The organism is Glycomyces sp. MUSA5-2 (assembly GCF_037034145.1).
In the GTDB taxonomy this organism is placed as follows: Bacteria; Actinomycetota; Actinomycetes; order Mycobacteriales; family Micromonosporaceae; genus Glycomyces; species Glycomyces artemisiae.
This window is the reverse complement of record NZ_JBAGKG010000002.1, coordinates 305,984-331,145: the sequence shown is the minus strand read 5'-3', so window position 1 is coordinate 331,145 and position 25,162 is coordinate 305,984. Positions and strand designations below refer to the sequence as shown.

At 72.1% G+C, this 25,162-nt stretch carries 17 protein-coding genes; 9 read left to right on the top strand and 8 right to left on the bottom strand.

What is annotated here, in order from left to right; translation table 11 throughout:
- Positions 1-83: 83 nt before the first annotated feature.
- The 7 genes from WA640_RS07210 to hemE form a co-directional block, all read right to left on the bottom strand.
- Positions 84-1,631: a hypothetical protein gene (locus tag WA640_RS07210; protein WP_335986873.1), complete on the bottom strand. Its 1,548-nt coding sequence runs from the start codon at positions 1,629-1,631 to the stop codon at positions 84-86.
- Between the two features lie 106 nt (positions 1,632-1,737).
- Positions 1,738-3,582: a dihydroxy-acid dehydratase gene (gene ilvD, locus WA640_RS07205; RefSeq protein WP_335986872.1), complete on the bottom strand. Its 1,845-nt coding sequence runs from the start codon at positions 3,580-3,582 to the stop codon at positions 1,738-1,740.
- Between the two features lie 65 nt (positions 3,583-3,647).
- Positions 3,648-4,073, bottom strand: coding sequence for a S26 family signal peptidase (locus WA640_RS07200; protein WP_335986871.1), 426 nt, complete (start codon positions 4,071-4,073; stop codon positions 3,648-3,650).
- Positions 4,060-4,248, bottom strand: a complete 189-nt coding sequence (locus WA640_RS07195; protein ID WP_335986870.1) for a hypothetical protein — start codon at positions 4,246-4,248, stop codon at positions 4,060-4,062. Before WA640_RS07195 ends, WA640_RS07200 begins: the two co-directional genes overlap by 14 nt.
- Positions 4,248-4,961 carry a hydrogen peroxide-dependent heme synthase gene (gene hemQ, locus WA640_RS07190; RefSeq protein WP_245888998.1) on the bottom strand — a complete coding sequence of 238 codons (714 nt, stop codon included), beginning with the start codon at positions 4,959-4,961 and terminating at the stop codon, positions 4,248-4,250. Before hemQ ends, WA640_RS07195 begins: the two co-directional genes overlap by 1 nt.
- A 12-nt stretch (positions 4,962-4,973) precedes the next feature.
- Positions 4,974-6,371, bottom strand: coding sequence for a protoporphyrinogen oxidase (hemG, locus tag WA640_RS07185; protein ID WP_335986868.1), 1,398 nt, complete (start codon positions 6,369-6,371; stop codon positions 4,974-4,976).
- Positions 6,368-7,408, bottom strand: a complete 1,041-nt coding sequence (hemE, locus tag WA640_RS07180) for a uroporphyrinogen decarboxylase (RefSeq protein WP_219926800.1) — start codon at positions 7,406-7,408, stop codon at positions 6,368-6,370. Before hemE ends, hemG begins: the two co-directional genes overlap by 4 nt.
- A 210-nt stretch (positions 7,409-7,618) precedes the next feature.
- Here hemE and WA640_RS07175 point away from each other — a divergent pair, with 210 nt between their 5' ends.
- From WA640_RS07175 to WA640_RS07150, 6 genes are all read left to right on the top strand, one after another.
- Positions 7,619-8,833 carry a ribonuclease D gene (locus WA640_RS07175; RefSeq protein WP_335986867.1) on the top strand — a complete coding sequence of 405 codons (1,215 nt, stop codon included), beginning with the start codon at positions 7,619-7,621 and terminating at the stop codon, positions 8,831-8,833.
- 213 nt (positions 8,834-9,046) lie between these two features.
- Entirely contained in the window at positions 9,047-10,234 is a 1,188-nt protein-coding gene (locus WA640_RS07170; RefSeq protein ID WP_106364856.1) for a thiolase family protein, read from the top strand.
- Entirely contained in the window at positions 10,234-12,312 is a 2,079-nt protein-coding gene (locus tag WA640_RS07165) for a 3-hydroxyacyl-CoA dehydrogenase NAD-binding domain-containing protein (protein WP_335986866.1), read from the top strand. The genes WA640_RS07170 and WA640_RS07165 overlap by 1 nt, the downstream gene beginning before the upstream one ends.
- Positions 12,313-12,561: 249 nt before the next feature.
- Entirely contained in the window at positions 12,562-13,371 is an 810-nt protein-coding gene (locus WA640_RS07160; RefSeq protein WP_146148127.1) for a hypothetical protein, read from the top strand.
- Positions 13,372-13,658: 287 nt separating this feature from the next.
- Positions 13,659-15,929 carry an SCO7613 C-terminal domain-containing membrane protein gene (locus tag WA640_RS07155; RefSeq protein WP_335986865.1) on the top strand — a complete coding sequence of 757 codons (2,271 nt, stop codon included), beginning with the start codon at positions 13,659-13,661 and terminating at the stop codon, positions 15,927-15,929.
- 1,125 nt (positions 15,930-17,054) lie between these two features.
- Positions 17,055-19,655, top strand: a complete 2,601-nt coding sequence (locus tag WA640_RS07150) for an SCO7613 C-terminal domain-containing membrane protein (RefSeq protein ID WP_335986864.1) — start codon at positions 17,055-17,057, stop codon at positions 19,653-19,655.
- 92 nt (positions 19,656-19,747) lie between these two features.
- Here WA640_RS07150 and dxs read toward each other — a convergent pair whose 3' ends face one another.
- On the bottom strand, positions 19,748-21,673 hold the full coding sequence (dxs, locus tag WA640_RS07145; RefSeq protein ID WP_335986863.1) for a 1-deoxy-D-xylulose-5-phosphate synthase: 1,926 nt from the start codon (positions 21,671-21,673) through the stop codon (positions 19,748-19,750).
- Positions 21,674-21,970: 297 nt separating this feature from the next.
- On the opposite strand from dxs, the gene WA640_RS07140 reads away from it, so the two are divergent.
- From WA640_RS07140 to WA640_RS07130, 3 genes are all read left to right on the top strand, one after another.
- Positions 21,971-22,870 carry a hypothetical protein gene (locus WA640_RS07140; RefSeq protein ID WP_335986862.1) on the top strand — a complete coding sequence of 300 codons (900 nt, stop codon included), beginning with the start codon at positions 21,971-21,973 and terminating at the stop codon, positions 22,868-22,870.
- A gap of 291 nt (positions 22,871-23,161) precedes the next feature.
- Positions 23,162-24,214 carry a quaternary amine ABC transporter ATP-binding protein gene (locus WA640_RS07135; protein WP_335986861.1) on the top strand — a complete coding sequence of 351 codons (1,053 nt, stop codon included), beginning with the start codon at positions 23,162-23,164 and terminating at the stop codon, positions 24,212-24,214.
- Positions 24,211-25,113 (top strand): ABC transporter permease, encoded by a 903-nt coding sequence (locus WA640_RS07130; protein ID WP_335986860.1) that lies wholly within the window; start codon positions 24,211-24,213, stop codon positions 25,111-25,113. Before WA640_RS07135 ends, WA640_RS07130 begins: the two co-directional genes overlap by 4 nt.
- Positions 25,114-25,162 lie beyond the last annotated feature (49 nt).

The following is a 25,162-nucleotide window of genomic DNA, read 5'->3' as shown; positions in this document are numbered from 1 at the left end:
CGTAGGAAGCCTCGTGCATTACAGGATGCCGCATGGTCCGCCGTTTCCGTCTCGGGCCCTCCGCGATTCCCGTTCGCGTCCGGTCAGTCGGCTCCGGGCAGGGCCTTGATGAGGCGTTCGAGGGCGGTCCGGTCGGCGAGGTGGGCCGCGGCCGCCGCCTTGTCGGCCTCGGAGGCGTCGGCGCGGGCGGTGAAGAGCGCGGCGCGCAGGTCCGCGAGCTGCCCGTCGCGCTTCTCGGTCTCCTTGCGGGCCTTCTTGTCGTCGCCGCGGTACATGAGGACGGGGATGAGGACGGCGAGCGCGACGAACACGGCGGGGACCCACTGGCCGAACGCGGCGAGGGCCGCGGCGAGCACGCCGATGGCGGCGCCGGTGGCCGTGTACACGGGCTTGGAGGGGCCCTTCGTGTCGAAGTGCAGGCCGATGCGGTCTTCGAGGGCGGCGGCCTCGTCGGCGTCGTGCCCGGCGGCGGTGACGTCCACGGCGGCGCCGCGGCGCCTGACGGTGACGACGGCGGGCGCGGGGGCCTCCATGGACTCCTGGAGGTGTTCGAGGCGGGCCCGCAGGAGCGGCGCGGCGAGGTCGAGTGCCAGGCGGCGCAGCGCGATCGGGGTCTCGGGCTCGAAGAGGTCGCGGCGGACGAGGGCCGCGACGGTCCCGGCGGGCTCGGCCCAGGTGGGGCGGGAGCGGTCGGGTCCGTCGTCGAAGCCGAGGGATTCGATCTCGCCGACGATCGGCAGCTCGGCGGGGCTGGGCTCCTCGATGAGCTCTTCGAGGTAGCGGCGCCAGCGGCCGTCGCGGCGGTCGAGGTCGGCGAGGTCGACCGGCTCGGGCTCGGCGGCGAGGTGCACGCGCAGGGCGTTGAACGCTTCGGCCGCAACGGTTCCGGTGCCGAGGATCGCCGCGTCCCAGGCGGCGGTCTCCTCGTCGTCGAGCTTCTCGGGGTCGAACAGCTCGCGCAGGCGCCCGGTGAGCTGGACGGCCGCGTTCGGGCCGAAGGCGCCGAGCGCGGCGTGCTCCCACAGTGCGCGCCAGGCGTTTGCGACCTGCCCGTCCCCGCATTCACCGAGGTCGGCGGGGTCGGCGATGAGCCGCAGGAACGCGGCGTCGACGAGGACGGCCTGCCCGAAGCAGCGGCCGACGGCGAGATTGAACAGCTCGGCGCGCACGGCGTCGCGCCCGCGCGCGGCGTCGAGGCCCGTGGTCAGGTTGGCGCCCTTCGCGTTCGCGCCGCCTCTGCCGCGGAACACGAGCGGGAGGATCGCGGCCGCGGCGGGCGGCAGCCAGTACCCGGGCAGGTCCGGGAGCTCCGGGAAGCGCGCGGGGCGGCCTTCGGCGAGGGCGCGGAACGCGGAGCGGATCTCCCTGCGCGCCTGGTACTCGTCGAGTTCGAGGACCTGGAACCGCAGGTCGGTCCAGGTGAGGAGGAGGTCGATCCGGTCGGCGACGGTGTCGAGGCGCGACCCGACCTGCTTGAGGCCCTGGCCGATCTCGCTCTGGACGGCTTCGAGCTCGCGGCGGCGGGCCCGGCGCTCGGCGCCGATGTCGTGGTTGAGCTCGTTGATCGCGGCGGTCTGGGACCACTCCTGGCCGAAATCCGTCCAGTTCCACTGGCTGACAGTGCGGGCCATGCGGCTGCTCCGGGTGGCTTCGAGGGAATGAGGGCGGTTTCATTCTGCCCCGGGAACGCCAGCGGCGGAGCCCTCCGTTCGGAGGACCCCGCCGCGGCTTCTGTCCTCAGTCGACCTTGCGGACGGCGCCGTCGCTCGCGGGGGTCGCCATCGACGCGTACGCCTGGAGCGCGCGGGAGACGACCCGGTCGCGGCTCACGGGCGTGTAGGGCTGCTCGCGCTTCTCCTGCGCGACCCGGCGCTGCTGGAGCACCGCGTCGTCGACCTGGAGTTCGAGCTTGCGGTTCGGGATGTCGATCGAGATGACGTCGCCGTCCTCGACGAGGGCGATGAGCCCGCCGCCGGCCGCCTCGGGGCTGATGTGCCCGATCGACAGGCCCGAGGTGCCGCCGGAGAAGCGCCCGTCGGTGATGAGCGCGCACTTGCGGCCCAGGCCGCGGCCCTTCAGGAACGACGTCGGGTACAGCATCTCCTGCATGCCGGGGCCGCCCTTGGGGCCCTCGTAGCGGATGACGACCACTTCGCCCTCGACCACGGACTTGTCGAGGATGCCCTGCACGGCGTCCTCTTGGGACTCGAAGACGTGCGCGGGGCCGGTGAACGTCCAGTTCTCCTCGGGCACGCCCGCGACCTTGACCACCGAGCCGTCCTCGGCGAGGTTCCCGAACAGGACCGCCAGGCCGCCGTCGACGGTGTACGCGTGCTCGACGGACCGGATGCAGCCGTCTTCGGCGTCGGTGTCGAGGGTCTTCCAGCGGTTCGAGGTCGAGAACGCCTGCGTGGTGCGCACGTTCCCGGGAGCGGCGTGGAACAGCTCGACCGCTTCGGGCGCAGGCGATTCGGCGCGGATGTCCCACGTGCCGAGCCACTCGTCCACCGACGCGGAGTGGATCGTGCCGACCTCCTCGTGGAGCAGGCCGCCGCGGCGCAGCTCGCCGAGGATCGCGGGGATGCCGCCGGCCCGGTGCACGTCCTCCATGTGGTACTTCGCCGAGTTCGGCGCGACCTTCGCCAGGCACGGGACGCGGCGCGAGACCGCGTCGATGTCGGCGACGTTGAAGTCCAGCTCCGCTTCGCGCGCGGCGGCCAGGAGGTGGAGGATCGTGTTCGTGGACCCGCCCATGGCCACGTCGAGGGCCATCGCGTTCTCGAACGCGGACTTGGTGGCGATCGACCGCGGCAGCACCGACTCGTCGTCCTGCTCGTAGTAGCGGCGGGCCAGGTCCATCACGGTGCGCCCGGCCTGCTCGAACAGGGCCCGGCGGGCGGTGTGCGTGGCGAGGGTCGAGCCGTTGCCCGGCAGGGCCAGGCCCAGCGCCTCGGTCAAGCAGTTCATGGAGTTCGCGGTGAACATGCCCGAGCAGGAGCCGCAGGTCGGACAGGCCTGCTCCTCCATCTTGAGCAGCTGCGCGTCCGACACGTCGTCGTTCGCGGCCGCGATCATCGGGTCGATGAGGTCGAGCTTCTGCGTGACGATCCCGTCGCTGTCGATCGTCTTCCCGGCCTCCATGGGCCCGCCTGAGACGAACACGACCGGGATGTTCAGCCGCAGCGCGGCCATGAGCATGCCCGGGGTGATCTTGTCGCAGTTGGAGATGCACACCAGGGCGTCGGCGCAGTGCGCGTTCACCATGTACTCCACCGAGTCGGCGATGATCTCGCGCGAGGGGAGCGAGTAGAGCATCCCGGAGTGGCCCATGGCGATCCCGTCGTCGACGGCGATCGTGTGGAACTCCTTCGAGACGCCCCCGGCCTCCGCGATGGCCTCGGCGACGATGTCGCCCATGTTCTTGAGGTGGACGTGCCCGGGGACGAACTGGGTGTAGGAGTTGGCGATGGCCACGATCGGCTTGCCGAAGTCGGAGTCGGTCATACCGGTGGCGCGCCACAGCGCGCGAGCGCCCGCCATCTGGCGGCCGTGCGTGGAAGTGCGAGAACGAAGCGCTGGCATGGTTCCAGTCTGCCACGTCTCGAATACCGGGACGACGCGCCCGGTGGTTAGGATCGCCTATCCCGTCAGAAACCGTGCACCATCGTGCCGAAGATCATCTGCTCGGGGCACGGGCCGTGGCGGCGGGAGTCCTCGCCGTCGGGGTTGTCGCTGAGGAGGTAGTAGTGCCCGGCCGGGACGGTCCCCTCGCCGCCGGGGACCGCGTCGCCGGGCCCGGCGGCGACGCGCTTGATCCACCACGGGGCCTTGAGCCGCCGTACCTCGGCCCAGCCGAGGTCCGGGTCGGGGGCGGCGACCACGACGACGTCGCCGACGGCGATCCGCCTGGTGCGCTTGGCGAGGACCTCGCCGCCGTCCTTGAGCGCGGGCTCCATGGAGCGGCCCTCGACCTTGACGAGGGTCCAGCGGCGCCGCAGCTGCCTGACGCTCTCGGCGACCAGGGCCGCGGCGGCGATGAGCAGGACCGGGAAGAGCCAGCTAGAAGAGCCCATCGATGCCGTCGTCCTCCGGTTCCTCGCGCTTCCTGCGGAAGCGCTCGAACATCGTGAAGCCGCCGAGTCCGAGCGCGGCGGTCGCGAACAGGATCGCGTAGAGGACCCCGAGGGCGACCAGGACGATCACCGCGACCTGCGCCGCGGTGACCCCGATGCCGAAGCCCTGGTCCATTACGGCAGGTCGTTGATGATGTCGGTGATCGAGCGGCGCTTGCCGGTGAAGAACGGGATCTCCTCGCGCACATGGAGTCTCGCGCGGGAGGCGCGCAGCTCGCGCATGAGGTCGACGATGCGGTGCAGCTCGTCGGCCTCGAACGCGAGGATCCACTCGTAGTCGCCGAGGGAGAACGCCGGGACGGTGTTGGCGCGCACGTCGGGGAAGTCGCGGGCCATCTGGCCGTGCTCGCGCAGCAGGTCGCGGCGCTCCTCGTCGGGGAGGAGGTACCACTCGTAGGACCGCACGAACGGGTAGACGCTCACGTAGCCGCGGGGCTCCTCGGTGAGGAACGCGGGCAGGTGGCTGCGGTTGAACTCGGCGGGCCGGTGCACGGCCATGTTCGACCAGACGGGGGCCAGGTGGCGGCCCAGCGCCGAGCGGCGGAAGTCCGAGTACGCCTTCTGGAGGTCGTCGCTGCTCTCGGCGTGCCACCACACCATGAGGTCGGCGTCGGCGCGCATCCCGGTGAGGTCGTAGGTGCCGCGCACGGTGACGCCCTGGTCGCCGCAGTGCTTGGAGAAGAACGCCTCCATGTCGCTGGCGAGGTCCTGCCGGATCGACGGCATGGGCTCCTCGGCGCGGAACACCGACCACAGCGTGTACCGGATCGTGTCGTTCAGTTCCTTGATCCGCGCGGCGTTGGGGTTGTTGGACTGGCGTTCGGTCACGGTGCGGCCCTTCTACTTCGGTGCGAGTTGCTGAGCGATGTCGTCGGCGGCGGCCTGGCCTGAGGCGATGCACGCGGCGATGCCGACGCCGTCGACGGCGGCCCCGGCGATGGCGACGCCGCGGTGGCGCGCGAGCGCGACCCGGGCGGCCGCGACGCGGGCGACGTGGCCCGGCGCGTACTGCGGGAGGGCCCCGCCCCACCGGTCGATGCGCTGCTCGACGGGCTCGGGCAGGCGCTGCCCGAGGTGCTCGCCGAGTTCGCGCAGGGCGGTCTTGGCGAGGGTCGCGTCGTCGTACTGGAGGAGCGCCTCCTCGCCGAGGCGGCCCATGGAGACCCGCACGATCTGGCGGCGGCGCCCCAGGTGCGGCCACTTCTTCGACGCGAAGGTCGCGGCCTTGACGGTCTTGCCTTCAGATGCGGGCGTGAGGAACCCGGAGCGCTCGGGGAGCTCGACGCCATCGAAGGCGAACGCGGCCAAGGCGACCGAGGCGTAGGCGACCCCGGAGAGCGCGGCGGCGGCCTCGGGGGCGACGGCGCGCAACAGCTCGGCGGCGGGGGACGCGGGCACGGCGACCACGACGGCGTCGGCGCGGACCCGGATCGGGTCGGGCACCGGGCCGGTGATGACCTCCCAGCCGTCGGGGGTCTGGCGCAGCTCGCGCACGGTCATGCCGAGGCGGATTTCAGCGCGCGCGGCGGCGGACGTGGCGGTCACGAGCCGGTCCAGGCCGCCGTCGATCGTCGCGAACACCGGTTTGCCCGTGGACGGCCGCTTGATCTCGGCGACCGCTTCGGTCAGGCGCGCATGGCGTTCGAGCGCGGCGGCGAGCTGCGGCATGACGGCGCGCACGGAGAGGCGGTCGACGTCCCCGGCGTAGACGCCCGCGAGCATCGGGGACACGAGCCGGTCGAGAACCTCGTCCCCCAGGCGCGAACGCACCAGCGCGCCGACGGACATGTCCTGGCCCGCTTCGAGGATCGGGAGCCCGTTGTCGGGGCGCTCCTTCGCGTTCGCGATGGCGGCGACGTCGGCGGGGTCCCCGGGGATGCCCATCATGTGCCCGGCCGGGAAGTCGACGAGCTCGCCGCCGAGGCTCAGCGCGGGCTTGAGGGCCGCGGGGTGGACGATCGCGTCGCCCAGGCCCACGGTTTCGGCGAGCCGAATGGCCTCGGGGCGGGCCGCGAGGAGCGATTCGGCGCCGGTCTCGACCGGGCGCCCGGCGAAGTCGGCGGTGCGGATCTTGCCGCCCAGGCGCATCGACTGCTCGGCGATGATGATCTCGGCGTCGGGGCCGAGGCGCTCGCGGAGCCGGTGCGCGGCGGCGACCCCGGTGATGCCGCCGCCCGCGACGAGGACCCGGGTGCGCCCCGGCGTGCCCGTGACGCGGGCGGGCGTCATGGGGCTCATCGGGCGGTGGTCTCGTGCACGCGGTCGACCACGAGCTTCAGCTTCGCGGGGTCGGAGTACGGGAGGACCCCGTGCCCGAGGTTGAAGATGTGGCCCTTGGCGGCGCGGCCTGCGGCGACGACCTTGTCGGTCTCGGCGATCAGGGCGTCGTCGTCGGCGAGGATGAGCGCCGGGTCGAGGTTCCCTTGGAGGACCTTGCCGGGCAGGCGCTTCGCGGCTTCGTCGAGCGGCGTGCGGAAGTCGACGCCGGAGATCTCGGCGCCGGTCTCGGCCATCGCTTCGAGCAGGTGCCCGGTACCGACGCCGAAGTGGATGCGCGGCACCGACTCGGCGACGCCCGCCAGCGCGGCGGTGGAGTGCGGGAGGGCGAACTCGCGGTAGTCGGCCTCCGAGAGGGCCCCGGCCCAGGAGTCGAAGAGCTGCACGGCGTTCGCTCCGGCGTCCACTTGGACGCGGAGGAACTCGCCGCAGATGGCGGCGAGGCGGGAGGCGAGGGCGTGCCAGACGTCGGGGCGGGACTTCATGAGCGCCTTGGTCTTCGCGTGGTCGCGGGAGGGGCCGCCCTCGACGAGGTAGGACGCGAGGGTGAACGGGGCCCCGGCGAAGCCGATGAGCGGGGTCGCGCCGAGCTCCTTGCCGAGGAGGCCGACCGCCTCGGTGATGTAGGGGACGTCGCAGGGGTCGAGGTTGCGCAGGCGCTTGACGTCGGCCTCGGTGCTGAACGGCTCGGCGACGACGGGGCCGACGCCGGGGACGATCTCGATGCCGACGCCGATGGCGGCGAGGGGGACGACGATGTCGGAGAAGAAGACCGCGGCGTCGACGCCGTGGCGGCGCACCGGCTGCATCGTGATCTCGCAGACGAGTTCGGGGGTGCGGCAGGCCTCCAGCATGGAGGTCTCGCCGCGGGCGGCCTTGTACTCGGGGAGGGAGCGGCCGGCCTGGCGCATGAACCAGACGGGCGTGTGAACGGGCTCCTCACCGCGGCAGGCCGCGAGGAACGGGGACTCGTGCGGGGAAGGAACGGCGTTGACCACAGGGCCATCCTTGCACGCGCGGGGGCGGTCCGCCCGCAGCGGCGAGTGCGATGTGGCCCGCACCGGGAGGGGCACTGTGAGGGAGGTCGGCGGGGGCGGCCGTCCACGATAGAGGAGAAATAGGGTGATGAGCCCACTATCGGGTGGAAATCGGTCTCCTGGACGGCGGGGCAGTAGCGCGCGCAGGTTACCTGCCCGTACGGTGAACAGGTGACCGATCCCCAGCCCGAACCAGAAGCCGTGCTCCTCACCGAGCCTCGCGAAGGCATGCCCCCGCTGATCCAGACCTCCGCGGACCTCGCCGAGGCCGCCGAGCGGCTCGAAGCAGGGTCGGGTCCGATCGCGGTGGACACCGAGCGCGCCTCCGGCTTCCGGTACTCGGGCCGGGCGTACCTGATCCAGCTGCGCCGGGCCGGCGCGGGCACGATCCTGGTCGACCCCATCCCGATCGAGGACCTCGGCCCGCTGCGCCGGGCGCTCGCGGGCCCGGAGTGGATCCTGCACGCCGCGAGCCAGGACCTGCCGTGCCTGGAGGAGCTGGAGCTGCACCCCACACGCCTGTTCGACACGGAGCTGGCCGCGCGCCTGTGCGACTTCGAGAAGGTCGGGCTCGCCTCGATCACGGAGCAGCTGCTGGGGTACCGGCTGGAGAAGCAGCACTCGGCGGCCGACTGGTCCTCGCGCCCGCTCCCCCACGACTGGCTCGTGTACGCCGCGCTCGACGTGGAGCTGCTGACGGAGCTGCGCGGCAAGCTGGCCGCGGAGCTGGCGAAGCAGGGGAAGTCCGCGTGGGCCGAGGCCGAGTTCGAGCACGTGCGCACCGCGGGCCCGCCGAAGCCCCGCAAGGAGCCGTGGCGGCGCACCTCCGGCATCCACAAGGTCCGCGGCGCGAAGGCCCTGGGCCGGGTGCGCGCGGTGTGGGAGGCGCGGGACGCCTTGGCGCGCAAGCTCGACCGCGCGCCCGGGAAGGTCCTGCCGGACGCGGCGATCGTGGAGGCGGCGACCGCCGACCCGACGGACTTCGCGGAGCTGATGGGCCTGCCCGGGTTCCGCCGCCGCGGCGGGCGCACGAACGCGCGCCTGTGGCTCCAGGCCCTCGCCGACGCGCGGCTCGTCCCCGCCGACGAGCTGCCGTCGACGACCCCGCCCCAGGACGGCCCGCCCGCGACCCACCGCTGGGCCGACCGCGACCCGGTCGCGGCCGAGCGCCTCGCCGCTGCCCGGGAGGTCGTCACCGAGATCGCCGGCAAGCACCGCCTCCCCGCCGAGAACCTCATCTCCCCCGCGCTGGTGCGGGGCCTGGCGTGGGAGCCGCCGAAGAAGGTCTCCGAGAAGCACGTCCGCACGGTCCTCGCCGAAGGCGGCGCCCGGGAATGGCAGATCGACCTCCTCGCCGAGGGCCTCGCCGAGGCGCTCAAGGACTGAACCCCTGCACGCCGGAACGGCCCCGCCGAGGCGGGGCCTTCGCCGTCTCCGGGGGCGGTCGCGAGCAGGGCGAACGTTTCGCGGAAGACGGATGTCCGACACGCGGCGGGGGGCCGTGACACTGAACTTACTAACGGGTAACATCGGTTGTGACGTTGCACTCGTGCCGACGTGCACTCTCACCGACGCTGCATACCCAAAGGAGGGGCTGGCGTGAACGACACCATCCGCGATGTCGTCTTCGTCGACGGGGTCCGCACCCCGTTCGGCAAGGCGGGGAAACTCTTCGAGGAGACCCGCGCCGACGACTTGATCATCCGCTGCATCAGGACGCTGCTGCGCCGCAACCCGGGTCTGCCGCCTGAGCGGGTCGACGAGGTGGCGCTGGCGGCCACGACGCAGATCGGCGACCAGGGCCTGACGCTGGGCCGCACCGCCGCGCTCCTGGCGGGCCTGCCGCGGTCCGTCCCGGGCTACTCGATCGACCGCATGTGCGCGGGCGCGATGACCGCGGTGACCAACGTCGCCGCCGCGATCGCCTCGCGCCAGTACGACATCGCCATCGCCGGGGGCGTGGAGTCGATGTCGAACCACCCGATGGGCGAGGGCGTGGACCCGAACCCGCGGATCATCGCCGAGCGCCTGGTCGACCCGGACGCCCTCCAGATGGGCGTGACCGCCGAGAACCTCCACGACCTGTACCCGCAGCTCACCAAGGAGCGCGCCGACGCGTACGCGGTGCAGACGCAGCAGCGCTATGCCGCAGCGGTGGAGCAGCTGTCGGCGGACATCACCACGATGGCCGCCCGCTCCGACGAGGGCTGGACCGTGGCCGTCGCCGACGAGCTGCCGCGGCCGTCGACGAGCATGGAGGGGCTCGCGAACCTGCGCACCCCGTTCCGCCCGCACGGGCGCGTCACCGCCGGGACCTCCTCGCCGAACACCGACGGCGCCACCGCGTGCCTCATCGCCGACGCCGAGACCGCCGCCGAGCTGGGCCTGCCGGTCGCCATGAAGATGGTCGGCTTCGCGTTCGCGGGCGTCGACCCCGAGACCATGGGCGTCGGGCCGATCCCGTCCACCGAGAAGGCCCTCGCGCGCGCGGGGCTCACGATCGACGACATCGGCCTGTTCGAAATCAACGAGGCGTTCGCCGTCCAGGTGCTGGCGTTCCTCGACCACTTCAAGATCGCCGACGACGACCCGCGGGTGAACCCGTGGGGCGGCGCCATCGCGATGGGCCACCCGCTGGCCTCCTCGGGCGTGCGGCTGATGACGCAGCTCGCCCGCGAGTTCGCCGTGCACCCCGAGGTGCGCTACGGCATCACGACCATGTGCGTCGGCCTCGGCCAGGGCGGCACGGTCATCTGGGAGAACCCGAACTTCAAGGGGGCCAACTAATGTCCGCGACGCCGCTCGACCTCCCCGACTTCGAGGAAGAGGTCGTCACCGAGTCCTACGTGCGCTTCGTCGAGCCCCGCGGGCTCGGCGGCAAGGCCGCGATCATCACGCTCGACAACGGCTACGACCACACCAAGCCCTCGTCGTTCGGGCCGGGGGGCCTCAAGAGCCTGTGGCGGGCCCTCGACACCGTCGAGGCCGAGGACGGGGTCAAGCTCGTCGCCGTCACCGGGAAGCCGTTCATCTTCCTGGCGGGCGCCGACATCAAGCTCATGCCGAGCCTGGAGACCCGCGAGCAGGGCCTGGCGCTCGCGCAGGCCGGGCACGCGCTGTACAAGCGGCTCAAGGACTCCGCGGTGCCGACGTTCGCGTTTGTGAACGGCACGGCGCTCGGCGGCGGATTCGAGCTGGCGCTGCACTGCCACTACCGCACCGTCTCCAAGACCGCGGTGGGCCTGGGCCTGCCGGAGGTCTCGATCGGGCTCATCCCCGGCTGGGGCGGCTCGCAGCTCCTGCCGAACCTCATCGGCATCGAGAAGGCCGCGCAGGTCGTCGTCGGGAACCCGCTGAACCAGAACAAGATGCTCAAGGGCGCCGACCTGGTGCCGCTGGGCATCGCCGACGCCGAGTTCGAGGGCGCCGACTTCATCGAGGAGTCCCTGGACTGGGCGGTGGGAGTCGCCACGGGCGCGATCGCCGTCGAGCGACCCGAGATCGACCGGGACGCCTGGCCGGCCGTGATCGCGGGCGCCCGCAAGCTCGTCGACGAGAAGGTCCACAACGCCTCCGCCGCCGCGGTGCGGGCCCTGGACCTGCTCGAACTCGCGCAGCACGCCTCCTTCGAGGAGGGGTCCCTCGCCGAGGACGAGGCCCTCGCCGACCTGGAGGCCGGGCCGCAGTTCCAGGCCAGCATCTACGCGTTCAACCTGGTCCGCTCGCTCGGCAAGCGCCCCGAGGGCGCCCCGAGCCCCGGGCTCGCGAAGGACGTCACGAAGGTCGGCGTCGTCGGCGCCGGGCTCATGGCCGGGCAGATCGCGCTCATGTTCGCGCGCCGCCTCGAAGTACCCGTGATCATGACCGACCTCGACGAGGAGCGGGCCCAGAGGGGCCTGGCGTACGTGCAGGCCGAGATCGACAAGCTCGAAGCGAAGGGCCGCACCTCGAAGCTCAAGGCCGCCAAGCTCCGCGCGCTCGTCTCCGCCAGCGCGGACAAGTCGGTGTACGCCGACTGCGACCTGGTCATCGAGGCGGTCTTCGAGGAGCTGGGCGTCAAGCAGGCCGTGTTCGCCGAGATCGAGCCGATCGTCTCGGAGGAGGCCCTGCTCGTCACGAACACCTCGGGGCTCTCGATCACCGCGATGGCCTCGCAGCTGAAGCACCCCGAGCGGCTCGTGGGCATGCACTTCTTCAACCCGGTGGCCGTCATGCCGCTCGTGGAGGTCATCGCGACCGACTCGACCGACGACGAGACCCTGGCGACGGCCTACGCGGTCGCGAAGAAGCTCAAGAAGACCGCCGTGGGCTCGGCGGACCGGCCGGCGTTCATCGTGAACCGCCTGCTCGGCCGCATGCTCGCCGAGGTCACCGGCGCGGTGGACGCGGGCACGCCCGTCGAGACCGCCGACGTGGCCCTCGACCGGCTGGGCCTGCCGATGCGCCCGTTCGCGCTCCTGGAGCTCGTGGGCCTCCAGGTGGCCTGGCACCTGTGCCAGCACCTGAACGAGGACCTCGGGCCGCGCTTCCCCGCGTCGGAGAACCTGCGGCGCATGGCCGAGGCGGACTTCCCCGTCTTCGACCCGGCGCACAAGGGCAAGGGGAAGCTCACCGAGGAAGCCAAGGCGCAGATCGCGCTCGGTGACTCGCCGCAGTCCGCGGAGGAGGTCGAGCAGCGCGTGCTGCGCGGCCTGACCGAGGAGATCGGCCTCATGCTCGACGAGGGCGTCGTGCCCTCGGCGAAGCAGGTGGACCTCGCGATGATCCTCGGCGCGGGCTTCCCGTTCTGGCTCGGCGGCCTCACGCCGTACCTGGACCGCGAGGGGATTTCGACCGATGTGACCGGAAAGCCCTTCGCCTCGTAGCGTCCGGTGTGCCCGATCACATTATCTTTGCGGCGAGCCCGGACTCCTCCGAAAGGACGAGTCCGGGCTCGTCCCGTGTACCGACGGGGCCGGACGGCAGCGGTGACGCGCTCGGGCGAGGGCGCCGATAGGGCCGGTACCGGGCAAAAGCCATAGAGTCTACTCGCCGGTACGGAAACCCCTTGCCACCTGCGTTTCCGCGGCCGCGACCCGGTTTGACCTGGGGATTTTCGCCCCTAGGTTTGCCCAGTGCATTTTCGCAAGATCATCGAAGGCGTGACCGGTCCGGTCCGGAGCGCCGCCGCCGCGCTCTCCCAGCGGCTGTCCTTCAATGACGCGGCCGGGGAGCACCACCGCTTCCGCCGCATCGCCACCGTCGGCCTCGCGGCCGCCGTGTTCACCGGCACGGGCGCCACCGCCGCCTGGGCCATCTCGAACACCGACGAGCCGGTCGAGGAGACCGCCGCCGTCGAGCAGGCCCCGGCCACCACCGAGGAGGCGACCACCGAGGAAGCGGCCCCCGCGACCGAGGAGCCGACCGAGGAGGCCACCACCGAGCCGGCCCCCGAGCCGGTCGTGGAGGAGACCACCGAGGAGCCCGCCGGGCCCGTCGACATCGATGTCGAAGGCATCGACGACGAGCAGGAGGCCAACGCCGTCACGATCATCGAGACCGGCAAGGACATGGGCTTCGACGAGAACGGCTGGGCCGTCGCCCTCGCCACCGCGATGCAGGAGGCGAAGCTCTACAACGCCGCCTCCAACGACGTCCCCGAGTCCTGGGACTACACCGACTCCGACGTCCACTACGAGGACCACGACTCGGTCGGCATCTTCCAGCAGCGCACCTCGATGGGCTGGGGCTCGGTCGAGGAGCTCATGGACGTCTCCACCTCCGCCAGCAAGTTCTACGGCACCCTTGAGGACGTCGACGGCTGGGAGGACATGTCCATCGCCTCCGCCGCCCAGGCCGTCCAGGTCTCGGCCTTCCCGGACTACTACGCCCAGTGGGAGGACCTCGCCTGGTCCATCATCGACGCCTACGAGAGCGCGTCTTAACGACTTATCCTCCTCCCGACGGAACGGGCCTCGCGATCTCCACAACGCGAGGCCCGTTCCTATTTCCCCGAAATGTCGTACCCCCGAGAGATACTGAAAACCGGGGGTCCCTTAGGCGCTCCGATGTCGGGTGCCCTCGATTCGGCCCCGCGGCCGCGGTCCGTTTGGAGGAACCCGAGAAAAACGGGGCGACCGGGCGGCGCGGCGGCTCCGGACACTGTCGGAACTCCACAAATAATGCCCGATTTGTCCGGTTACTGGTTTGACATCGCCTCGACACTGTGCGTATGGATCAGCCCGTAACCGCATCGGAACACCTTCCGCCGCAACCCCCTCCGCCTCCCGCGGACCGGCCCGGCCGCCGCGCCGAGGTCACCGCCAAGTCCGTCCAGATCGTCCTGCTGTGCCTCGGCGGGCTCCTGCTCACCGCCGGAGTCATCGTCTTCACCGCCGTCGCCTGGCGCCAGCTCGGCGACGGCGGACGGCTCACCATCCTCGCCGGGACCACCGGCCTGCTCATGGCCGTCCCGTTCGCGCTCACCAGGTTCCGCCTGTGGGCGACCGCCGAGACGCTCGCGGCCACCGCCACGCTCGCGCTGTGGTGCTCCGCACTCGCCGGGTACTACCTGTACCTGCCGAGCGGCACCGGCCTCACCGCCGTGTCCGTCGCCCGCTGGACCGCGGCCGTCCTCGTCGCCGCCGCCCTCTACCGGATCGCCGCCCGCGTCGCCGCCCCAGCCTGGGCGCTCCTCCCCCTCGCCGCGACCGGCGCCGCGTTCGCCGCCTTCGGCGACGCCCTCGAAGCCGCACTCCACATGGGCGCCATCGGGCTCCTCCTCGCCGGTGCCGCCTGGACCGTGAAAGCCGCCCCGACCCGACACACGGGCGCCGACCAGTGGTCCGCGCGCGTGCTCCTGGCCGCCGCGATCACCACGGTCTTCCTCGCAGGCATGCGGGCCGCCTTCGGCCTCGACGCCGCGATCCTGCCGGTGGCGGCGGCAACCGGCTGCCTCCTCGCCGCCGCGTGCATGCTCGCAACCGCCCACGCCCGCTTCGCAGGAGCCTCCACCGCTGCCGTCGCAGTCCTCGGCTCGGCGGCGGGCGCGCTCACCATCGCCTCGTGGGTCCTCGCACTCCGGTCCCTGGAGCCGCTGGTCGCGGTCCCCGCATTCGGCCTCTCGGCGGTCGCGGTCATCCTGGCCGCCTCCTGGACCGACCCGAACGGCTACGAGCGCCTGCCGCTCGGCGCGGCCGCCAGCGCCGTCACGGCTTCGCTCGCGGTGCTCGGCGCGGTGATCACCGATGCGTACGAGCTGACGGCGTTCTTCGCCGCCGCGGTGCTCTCGCTCGCCGTCTCCTTCATCTTCCCCGCAGCGCTCGCAGACGCCCTCCGCAAGGGCGCCATGGTCATCGGCGCCTCGGTGTTGGCCTGGTGCACGTTCGTGAGCGCCACGGCGCTGCCGGTCGCCTACGGGGCCGAGCCGAACCCGCTGGTGCAGTGGGAGGTTCCGGCGATCGCGGTCGGGAGCGCGGTCGGCGTCTTCCTCGTCGCCAAGGGCTGGCGGCGCGACTTCCTGGCGCTGGCCGCGGCCACGGCCGCCATGAGCGCAGGGGCGCTGGCCGGGAGGTCGGCCGCATCCCTGGCCGCGGTCGCGGCGCTGGCGGTGTTGGTGGCGTTCACCTCGCCCGGGACGGGCCGCAGGGTCCTGGGGTGGACGGCGGCGTACCCGGCGGTCACCGCGGCGGCGCTGGCGTGGGCTTACCGTCCTGCGACGAACGACCTCGACCCCGGGTCGGCCCTGGCGGTCGCGGTCGGGGTCGTCTCGGTGCTGCTCGCGGCGACCTGGTTCGTTCGCCGCGGCGGCGACAGCAGCGGCGACCGCGGCCGCGCGGATTTGGTGTGGGGCCGGGTCGGCGCGCACTCCATGATCGGGGTGTACCTGGTGTGGCTCACCGGGATCGCGCTGGCAGACGGGATCAGCCTGGACGCGCCATTGGGGTTCACGGCCTACGCGGGCGCACTGGCGGCGGCCGCGATCGCGAACCCGGCGAAGCGGCTCGGGCACGTGCTCGGCTCGTGCGCCTCGATGGTCGTTGCCGCGCTCATGTTCGCCGCGTACGGCGGGGCGACCGCGGTGGAGTGGTACACCGTGCCGCCTGCCGTCGTGCTGGTCGGCTTGGGACTGTGGCTGCTGCGGCACGACGCGGCGACGAGCTCGTGGCTCGCGCTGGGCCCGGCGCTCGCGGTGGGCTTCGGCCCGTCGCTGGTCATGGCGCTCGGGCCGGAGGGCGACCCTTGGCGCCGGATCGCGGTCGGCGCGGCCGCCGTGGCGGTGCTGATGGCGGGCGCCTGGCGGCGCTGGCAGGCGCCGCTGGTCCTCGGGGCGGTGGTGCTGACGGCCTTGGCGGTCAACGAGATCGCCCTGGTGTGGAGCGCGGTCCCCAAGTGGATCCCGCTCTCGATCGGCGGCGCGGTCCTCATCGCCGCGGGCGCGACCTTGGAGCAGCGGCGCCGCGACCTCGCCCGGATCGGCCGGTCGCTCAAGGCCATGCGCTGACGCTTGTCGGGGAATTGGAAGGGCCCTCGCATCGGGATGGTGCGGGGGTCCTTGCTGCTTGCGGGTGGGGTGGGGGTTGGGGTTCGTGCGGGCGGCGACGAGAGGGTGGGTGGTGGGCCGGGGGTGCGCGGGTTGCCTTGGGGCAGTGGGGGGTTGGGGGCGGAACGTGAGGGTATTGCCCGCGTGTGGGTGATGACAGTGGCGCCTGGTGCGAGGGATGATTGGGGTACGCACAGGGACAGGGAAATCGTACAGGTGTCGGGCGGTGTAAGCAGACTAAGCCAAGCCTCTGGCCGACCGGCAAACCAGACCTTTTCCGAGGCAGCGCCGCCGACGCAAGGTGTCGGGCCGACGGCAGATCTCATCTCGGAGTGCTATCGGGACCCGCAGCAGTCAACCACCCCCCTTGGCGGGGGCATGGTGATCGGGCGGGGGACCCGGGGAAGGGATCACCTCGACCCCGGGCGGTGTCCGCTACGAGACACACGACCGGACCAGCAAGCGACCGACGAGGCCGAACACACACGCCGCACGCAGCGACCGCGCACACGCAGGGAAGTGCCGCACCCGGCCGGGCATTAGAGGACCCGGCACCGCGACACCACCCCGATGCGCACCCGCACACCGCGGCCACGGCCACACACACGCACCACCCCGACACGGGCGCAAGCCTGCCCGGAGGACGCATCATCCCGGCACGGGCGCAAGCCTGCCCAGAGGGACGCACCACCTCCGATGGGCACCAGCACGCCCACCGGGAAGCAATATCCGCCAGGCGCACCCGCGACCCGGAGGAGCGACATCGGACAGCCGGCCGTCCCGGAGTGGAAGCCGGCGGCGACACACCACATGAGGAGGTGAATCAACCACATGGGCGTCCCTAGCGCGGATCCGTCAGATCCGAATCGCCCTGACACCGGGAGAAGGGATATCGACTTCCCGGATTTGGCGGTGCAGGCTGCCGCTTATGGGAGTCCAAGGGGATCGCGTTGGTGGTCCGTTTGGAGGAAACCTGAAAAATACGGGGTCCCTGACGAGGCCGCGGGGCGGTCGGGTTGTGGGACGTGCACAACTGGCGCCCGTTTTGTGCCGTGCTTGATTTGACAGGCCCAGCACACTGTGCACATGACGACGTACAACTGCCCCCGCTGCGGGCGTCCATCGACGGCCGCCGGGTGCGCCGCCTGCGGGCGCGGACCCGAGCCGCTGCTGCAGCGGCTCGGCGACCTCGACGCGGTCCTGGCGTCGATGCCCACCGCCCTCACCAGCCGCGCCGCCGTGGAGGCGGAGCGGATCGAGGTGCTCGACGGCCTCCGCGAGGTGGCCGCCGGATATCTCGCCGAAGCCGAGCGGCAGGCCCAGGCCGCTCCGGTGCCGCAAGTTCCGCAGGTGCCGCAGACGCCCGCGCACGGCACTCCGCAGGCGGCACCGGCCGCCGCCGCGCCCTACGCACCCCAGCCGCACACGCCGCCCAGCGGCGCACCGGCCGCCTACCTCCCCCCGCCGCCTCCGCCTCCGGGCGGGGAGGTCGGGACGAAGACCGTGCAGACCGTGCTGCTGAGCCTCGGCGGGCTGCTCGTCGCCGCCGCGCTCATCATCTTCACGGCCGTGGCCTGGCGCAACATGGGCAACGGGGGCCGGGCCGCGGTGCTGAGCATCGCCACGATCCTGCTGCTCGCGGTCCCGTTCCCGTTCAAGCGGTTCAAGCTGTGGGCCACCGCCGAGACGTTCGCCGCGCTCGGCGCGCTCGCGCTGTGGTGCACGACCCTCGCGGGCTACTACCTGTACCGCCCGCCGGGCACCGACTTCGGGCCCGACACCGTGGGCGCCTGGACCGCCGGAGTCCTGGCCGTGCTCGCCGCCTACCGCGGCGCATCCCGGCTGAGCGCCACGAGCTGGGCGATGCTCCCGCTCGCTGCGATCGGCGCCTCGTACGCCGCCGCGAGCGACCTCGGCCTCGCCGTCATCCTCATGCTCACCATCGCGCTCGCCCTCGGCATCGCCGCGTGGCTCACCGCCCGCTTCCCGGGCCGGTACGCGCGCTCGGACCTGTGGGCCTCCCGCCTCCTCACCTGCGCGGCAGTGGTCGCCGCGTGCTCAGCGGGGCTGCGGGCCGCGTTCGGGCTCGACGACCCGGTCGTCCCGCCCGTCGCCGCCGCCGTCGCCGTGCTCGCCGCCGCGAACCTCGTCGGCGTGGGCTTCGCGAAGCGGCTGCGCGTCTCCACCACGTCGATGCTCATCGCCGCCTCGGCGGCCGGATCGCTCGTGCTGTGCGCGTGGACGCTCGCCGTCCGCTCCGGCTCGGGCGAGCTGGCCGTGCCGTCGCTCGCGCTCCTCGCCGCCGCGATCGTCCCCTTCGCCACCGCCGGGTCGCGCGACTACAAGTGGGGCTTCGCGCTCGCGCAGGGCGCCGGACTCGCCGCGCTCGCGGCCTTCGCCACCGTCGCGTTCGACGCGCCGGACCTGAGCGCCTACTTCGCCGTGTTCCTCGCCGCCCGCCTGGTCGCGCCGCTCCTCGGCGAGCCGCTCGGGGAGCCGCTGCGGATCGCCTCCTACCTGGTCGGCGCGGGGACCGCGCTCGCGGCCTCGCTCATCACGCTCGGCGGCCTCGGGGTGCTGTGGTTCGGCGCCGAACCCGCCGGAGTGTTCACGTGGGAGATCCCGATCGTCCTGGTGGCCTTGGCGTTCGCGGCGGTGCTGCTGCCGGTGCGGTTCCGCGTCCAGGGCGCGGCGCTCGCGCTCACGTTCGCGGTCGTCTCCACCTCGATCCTGCTGTGGCACAGCGACCCCGAGCAGTGGGACGCGGTGCCCTTCATCGGCTTCACGCTGTGCGCGGTCGTCGGCCTCGTCACGGCCCTGGCCTCCCGCACGCTCGCGGGCCGGTGCTGCGGCTGGGTCGCCCTCGCGGTGTGGGCCCCGATCGCGGCCCTCGCGGCCTCCGACTCGCGCTCGATCGACCCCGGCGAAGGCTGGGTCCCGTTCTGGCTCACCGTGACCGCCGCCGCGATGCTCGCCGTCGCCGCGGGCGCGCCGCGGCGCAGCCGCCCGGACCGGGTCCTGGGCTCGGTCCTCGCGCACGTCGTCGCCGCCGTCTCCGTGATCGGCGGCCTGTTCCCGTGGGTCGAGGCGGTCTGGGAGGGCTCGGACCTGCGGCTGTTCCTGCCCGCCCAGTTCGGGGTGTACACGCTGGCGCTCGCGGGGACCGCGCTCATGGTGCCGGTCCGCAAGTGGGGCTACATCATCGCGGCCCTGTGCACCGGCACCGTCGGCTGGTGGCTGCTGCTGGCCGCGCAGGAGGTGCAGACCCTTGAGTTCTTCACCGCGCCCCCGGCCGCGGTCCTGTTCCTCATCGGCCTGTGGCGCTTGGAGAAGCGCCCGCAGACCGGGTCGTGGGCGACGCTCGCCGTCCCGATCCTCATCGGCATCGGGCCCTCGCTGCTGCTCGCACTCGGCGACGGCGAACCGGCCCGCCGCGTCGGCGTGGGGGCCGCCGCCATCGCGGTCATCATCGCGGGACTGGGACGCCGCTGGCAGGCGCCCCTGGTGCTCGGGTCGATCGCGCTCGCGGTGCTCACGATCAACGAGCTGTCGCTGGTGTGGGACTACATCCCGGTGTGGATCCCGCCCGCGATCGGCGGCGTCGTCCTCATCGGCGCGGGCGCGACGTTCGAGAAGCGCCGCCGCGACCTCGCCCGGATCAGGCAGGGACTGAAAGCGATGCGATGAGGATGCAACCGATCAGCGCTTCGCGGCGTCTGAATGAGTAGCACCGGGCGCGGCGGTCCCACCAGGACCGCCGCGCCGCTCTGCGTCTACGGCTAGTGGTGGTGGTGCGCTTCGGCTTCGCCGCGGCGGTGGACTTCGGCGGCGAGGCGCTCGGCGATCGCCGCGGGCGTCAGGCCCAGGTCCTCCAGCAGCTCGCCGCGGGAGCCGTGCGGGTGCCAGCCGCGCTCGACGGCGAAGTCCACGAGCGGGGTCTCGTCGCCCGAGTCGCGCAGAGCCTGCGCGAGCGCGTCGCCGAAGCCGCCCGTGCGGATGCCGTCCTCGACGGTCGCGACGAGCGGGTACTGGCCCGCGAGCTTCACGAGCGCATCGGGGACCGGGGAGATCCAGCGCGGGTCCACCACGGTGGCGCGGATGCCTTGGGCCGCAAGGAGGGACGCGGCCTCGACCGCGGTCCCGGCGAGGGAGCCGCACGCGGTGATCAGGAGCTCGTCGTCCTCGTGCTTGACGAGCACGTCGAGTCCTTCGTGGACGTCGACGGCGGCGATGTCCTGCTCCGGCACCGCGCCCGTGGGCCAGCGCAGCATCGTCGGCCCGTCGTCCACGGTGAGCGCCTCGGCGAACTCTTCGCGGAGCGTGGCGGCGTCGCGCGGCGCGGCGATGCGGAGACCGGGGACGACGCGGAAGATCGAGGTGTCCCAGATGCCGTAGTGGCTGGGCCCGTCGGGGCCGGTGATCCCGGCCCGGTCGAGCACGAACGTCACCGGCAGCTTGTGCATGGCGACGTCGAGCACGGTCTGGTCGAACGCGCGGTTCATGAACGTGGAGTACACGGCCACGACGGGGTGCATGCCGTTCATGGCGAGCCCGGCCGCGGAGGTCACGGCGTGCTGCTCGGCGATGCCGACGTCGAAGACGCGGTTCGGGTGCAGCTTCATGAGCTTGTCGACGCCCGTGGGGCCGGGCATGGCCGCGGTGATCGCGACGACCTCGGGGCGCAGGTTCGCCTGGGCGACGAGCTCGTCGGCGAACACGCCGGTCCAGCGGCGCTTGGAGGAGCCGACGGGCTCGCCGGTGATCGGGTCGAACGCGGGCGGGGAGTGCATCTGCTCGGCCTCGTCGGCGCGGGCGGGGGCCCAGCCGCGGCCCTTCTCGGTGAGGGCGTGGACGATGACGGGGCCGCCGAAGCCCTTGGCGCGCTCCAAGGCGAGGGTGAGCTCGCCGAGGTCGTGGCCGTCGACGGGGCCGACGTACTTGATGCCGAGGTCGGAGAACATGCCCTGGGGGGCGAGGGCGTCCTTGAGGCCGGTCTTGGCGGCGTGGAGGCCCGCGTAGGCGGCGCGGCCGAACACGGGGATGCGCTCGACGAGCTCCTGGATCTTGCGGAGCGCGGGCTCGTAGCCGGGGTTGAGGCGCAGGGCCGAGAGGCGCTTGGCGAGGCCGCCGACGGTGGGCGCGTAGGAGCGGCCGTTGTCGTTGACGACGATGACGAGCTTGAGGTCGTCGCGGGCGGCGATGTTGTTCAGGGCTTCCCAGCACATGCCGCCGGTGAGCGCGCCGTCGCCGACGAGGGCCACGACGTGGCGGTCGGAGCCGGAGAGCGCGTGGGCCTTCGCGAGGCCGTCGGCGTACGAGAGGGACGTGGAGGCGTGGGAGTTCTCGACGAGGTCGTGGGGCGACTCGGCCTGGCTGGGGTAGCCGGTGAGGCCGCCGCGCCCGCGCAGGCCCGCGAAGTCGCCGGCGCGGCCGGTGAGGGCCTTGTGGACGTACGACTGGTGGCCGGTGTCGAAGACGATCTGGTCGTGGGGGGAGTCGAAGACCCGGTGGATCGCCATGGTGAGCTCGACGACCCCGAGGTTGGGGCCGATGTGGCCGCCGGTCCTGGCGACCGCGTCGACGAGGAACCGGCGCAGCTCGTCGGCGAGCTCCGGGAGGTCGTCCTCGTCCAGCGACTTGAAATCGGCCAGTGCGCCGATGCTCGACAACAGCGGGCCCATCTCGGGTTCGTCGTGCGGGTTCATAACGCGGAAGTCTATCCGCGGCACCGCCTGGAGGGAACCTCAGCGAGTGCGCCTGGGACGTGTCTCATGGGGGTCCGGGGGCCGTGATCAGGGAGTCATTCCGGGGCCGGGCGGCGGTCACGGTCCGGACGGGCGGCCGTCACGGCGGCACGTGTACGACGGAGTCCGCAGCCGGGCACCGGAAATTCATCCGAAGGAGGGACACCGCGCCTGACTGTCGGAAAGCGGTCAGTCCCCGAAAGGGACACGCCGGGCGAAAGCCCGGCCCCTCCGTGATCGGAATGTGATCATCCCAACATGGACCTCATCGACCTGCACCAGAACACGGAATGGCCCGCGCGCCTCGATCAGGTGTTGAGCTCCTCCCCGGTGGACTGGGGCGACCGGCGCGACAGCGTGCGCGACGTCGCGCCGGGGCTGGCCCGGCTCCAGCGGATGTCCGCGGTGCCGCGGTTCGACCTGGACGCGGTGGACCCGGAGGTCTACGAGGGCATCCTGGTCGACGCGCTGGCGGCGGCGGCGCGCGGGGGCGCCGTCTACACCGAGCTGCGGCTGCCGCAGGAGTCGGTGGTGTACCCGCAGTTCATGGAGCGGTTCGAGGCGGCGCGGGAGCGGGTCGCGGAGGACTACCCGGAGTTCGACGCGGGCGCGGTGCTGTCGATGAACCTGTGGGACCCGATGCTGCGGGAGCTGTGCGACGCGTTCGCCGACGCCGCGGCGGCGGGCCTGTCGGGCGTGGAGATCATCTACGTCCCGTATGCGGCCGAGGCGGACTGGTCGCGGGGCCGGGTAGTGGCCGAGGCGGCGGGCGCGGCGGGCCTGGGGGTGACGGTCCCGGCGGGGGCGTTCAACGCCTCGAACCTGGCGGTGCTCGCGGAGATCGAGGAGATCGGGCGGATCGGGCACGCCGTGGGGGCGGCGAGCGACCCGGGGATCATGCGGCTCCTCGCTGAGCGGAACGTGACGGTCGAAGTGTGCCTGACGTCGGCGGTGGTGCTGGGGATGGTGCCCGCGCTTGAGGCGCACCCGCTGCCGCGGTTCCTGGAGGCGGGGATCGCGGTGGTGCTCGGGACGGACTCGCCGATGCGGATGGGCACCAACATCGCCGGGGAGTACGAGAAGGCCCGCAAGCTCGGGCTGAGCGACGGGGATCTGGCGGACCTGACGGCGCGCGCGAAGGCGGCCCGGCTGAAGTAGCGACCGGGTACGAGGTCACAAATCGGACTCGGAGGGGTCTCCGCACGGTCTCAATTCTGTCGAATGTCTGTTTGTAGACAATCCAACTGGCAACAAGCTAATGGCGACTTTCACGGCTTCTACCAGCAGAAACACTGGTCCGCAACGTCCCGTGTCGATCTTCTCACGCGGTGCTCGGGGTTGAAAAACCACAGTTGTTGACTACTGTTCCAAGTGTTGCCGCCCCCGGATGACGCCCCGCGCCGCGCCCCCTCCCCCAAGGCCGGGCGTGCCGCGCTGTGAAAGGAAGCAATGCCAGCGATCGAAGTGGAGTCCCTGTACAAGGTCTTCGGCAAAGGCGCCAAAAGCGCCGTCGCCCAACTCAAGGCCGGAGTCCCGAAGGAAGAACTCAACGCCAGGAACGTGACCGCCGCCGTCGTGGACCACGGCTGGGCCATCGAGCCCGGTGAGATCTTCGTGGTCATGGGCCTGTCGGGATCGGGGAAGTCCACCCTGCTCCGGATGCTCAACGGCCTCATCAAGCCCACCTCCGGGACGATCCGCATCGACGGCGTCGAGCTCGGCTCGCTCTCGGCCCGGGAGCTGCGCCGCCTGCGCCGCGAGAAGATCTCGATGGTGTTCCAGCACTTCGCGCTCCTCCCCCACCGCACGGTCGTCGAGAACGTCGCGTTCGGCCTGGAGATCAAGGGCCTGAACAAGACCGAGCGCCTGGAGCGCGCGAGGGAGGCCGTCGAGCTCGTCGGCCTCGCCGGGCACGAGGACAAGCTGCCCGCGCAGCTGTCGGGCGGCATGAAGCAGCGCGTGGGCCTGGCCCGGGCGCTCGCGGCCGACACCGAGATCCTGCTCATGGACGAGGCGTTCAGCGCCCTCGACCCGCTCATCCGCCAGGAGATGCAGGACCAGCTCCTCGACCTCCAGGGGAAGCTCGGCAAGACCATCGTCTTCATCACCCACGACCTCAACGAGGCCATGCGGATCGGCGACCGGATCGCCATCTGCGACGGCGAGGTCAAGCAGCTCGGCACCGCCGAGGAGATCCTCATGCACCCGGCCGACGAGTACGTCGCCGAGTTCACCGCCGACGTCGACCGCACCCGCGTGCTCACCGCCGAGGCGGTCATGGAGCCGTGCGGGACCCGCGACACGAGCGCGTTCCCGAAGGTCGAGTCCGGCGTGCCCGTGAACGAGCTGTACGAGCCGGTCCTCAACTCGAAGGCCCCGCTGCTCGTCGTCGACGACAACGCCGACCCGCTCGGCGTGGTCACGCCCCGGTCCATCATCAAGTCGCTCGCGCCCGACCCCGAAGCGGTCGGCGACACCGAGCAGGAGGCCCAGCCCGCATGATCGAGTACCTCCGCAACTGGCTCTGGACCTACATCTGGAAGCCCCTGCCCGACATGCCGTTCGGCGACTGGATGGAGACGTTCATCCGCTGGGCGCGGGACGCGTGGGCCGCCGGGTTCGACGCCGTCGACGCCGGGCTGGAGTTCCTGTACGTGCACCTCGCCGACGGACTGCTGTGGCTCCCTTCAGGAGTCATGGTGCTGCTGTTCGCCGCGGCCGCCTGGGCCGCGAAGGGGTGGAAGCTCGGCGCCGGGATCGGCCTGGGCATGTTCGTCGTCGCGTGGACCCCGTACTGGGAGCAGACGATGCAGACCCTGTCGATGGTCCTCGTCGCCGCCGTCATCGCGATCATCCTCGCGATCCCGCTCGGGATCGCCGCCGCCGAGAACCGCACGTTCTCGGCTATCGCGAGGCCGGTCCTGGACTTCATGCAGACGCTGCCCGCGTTCGTGTACCTCATCCCCGTGGTGATGCTCTTCAGCGTCGGCGTGGTGCCCGGCATCATCGCCACCATCATCTTCGCGATGCCCCCGGGGGTGCGCCTCACCGAACTCGGCCTGCGCCAAGTCGACCGCGAGGTCGTCGAGGCCGGGCAGGCCTTCGGCGCCTCCCCCGCGCGCATCCTCGTGCGGATCAAGCTACCGCTCGCGCTGCCCACGATCATGGCCGGGCTCAACCAGGTCATCATGCTCGCACTGTCCATGGTGGTCATTGCGGGCCTCGTCGGCGGGGGCGGCCTCGGGGCCGTCATCTCCGGCTCGCTCGGCCGCCTCGACATCGCCGCCGGGTTCAACGCCGGGCTCGCCGTGGTCCTGCTCGCGATCCTCCTGGACCGCGTCACGCAGGGCCTGTCCGACCGCACCCCGGTGGCCCGCGCCGCCAGGCTCGCGGCTCGTTAAACCGCCCCAGTACCAAACGCCCCCAGAGGAAGGCGCGCCCGTGCGCCGG

Coding starts and splice junctions, on each gene's coding strand:
- WA640_RS07210 (WP_335986873.1), bottom strand. CDS start 1,631: ATGGCCCGCACTGTCAGCCAGTGGAACTGGACGGATTTCGGCCAGGAG.
- ilvD (WP_335986872.1), bottom strand. CDS start 3,582: ATGCCAGCGCTTCGTTCTCGCACTTCCACGCACGGCCGCCAGATGGCG.
- WA640_RS07200 (WP_335986871.1), bottom strand. CDS start 4,073: ATGGGCTCTTCTAGCTGGCTCTTCCCGGTCCTGCTCATCGCCGCCGCG.
- WA640_RS07195 (WP_335986870.1), bottom strand. CDS start 4,248: ATGGACCAGGGCTTCGGCATCGGGGTCACCGCGGCGCAGGTCGCGGTG.
- hemG (WP_335986868.1), bottom strand. CDS start 6,371: ATGAGCCCCATGACGCCCGCCCGCGTCACGGGCACGCCGGGGCGCACC.
- WA640_RS07165 (WP_335986866.1), top strand. CDS start 10,234: ATGTCCGCGACGCCGCTCGACCTCCCCGACTTCGAGGAAGAGGTCGTC.
- WA640_RS07155 (WP_335986865.1), top strand. CDS start 13,659: ATGGATCAGCCCGTAACCGCATCGGAACACCTTCCGCCGCAACCCCCT.
- WA640_RS07150 (WP_335986864.1), top strand. CDS start 17,055: ATGACGACGTACAACTGCCCCCGCTGCGGGCGTCCATCGACGGCCGCC.
- dxs (WP_335986863.1), bottom strand. CDS start 21,673: ATGAACCCGCACGACGAACCCGAGATGGGCCCGCTGTTGTCGAGCATC.
- WA640_RS07140 (WP_335986862.1), top strand. CDS start 21,971: ATGGACCTCATCGACCTGCACCAGAACACGGAATGGCCCGCGCGCCTC.
- WA640_RS07135 (WP_335986861.1), top strand. CDS start 23,162: ATGCCAGCGATCGAAGTGGAGTCCCTGTACAAGGTCTTCGGCAAAGGC.
- WA640_RS07130 (WP_335986860.1), top strand. CDS start 24,211: ATGATCGAGTACCTCCGCAACTGGCTCTGGACCTACATCTGGAAGCCC.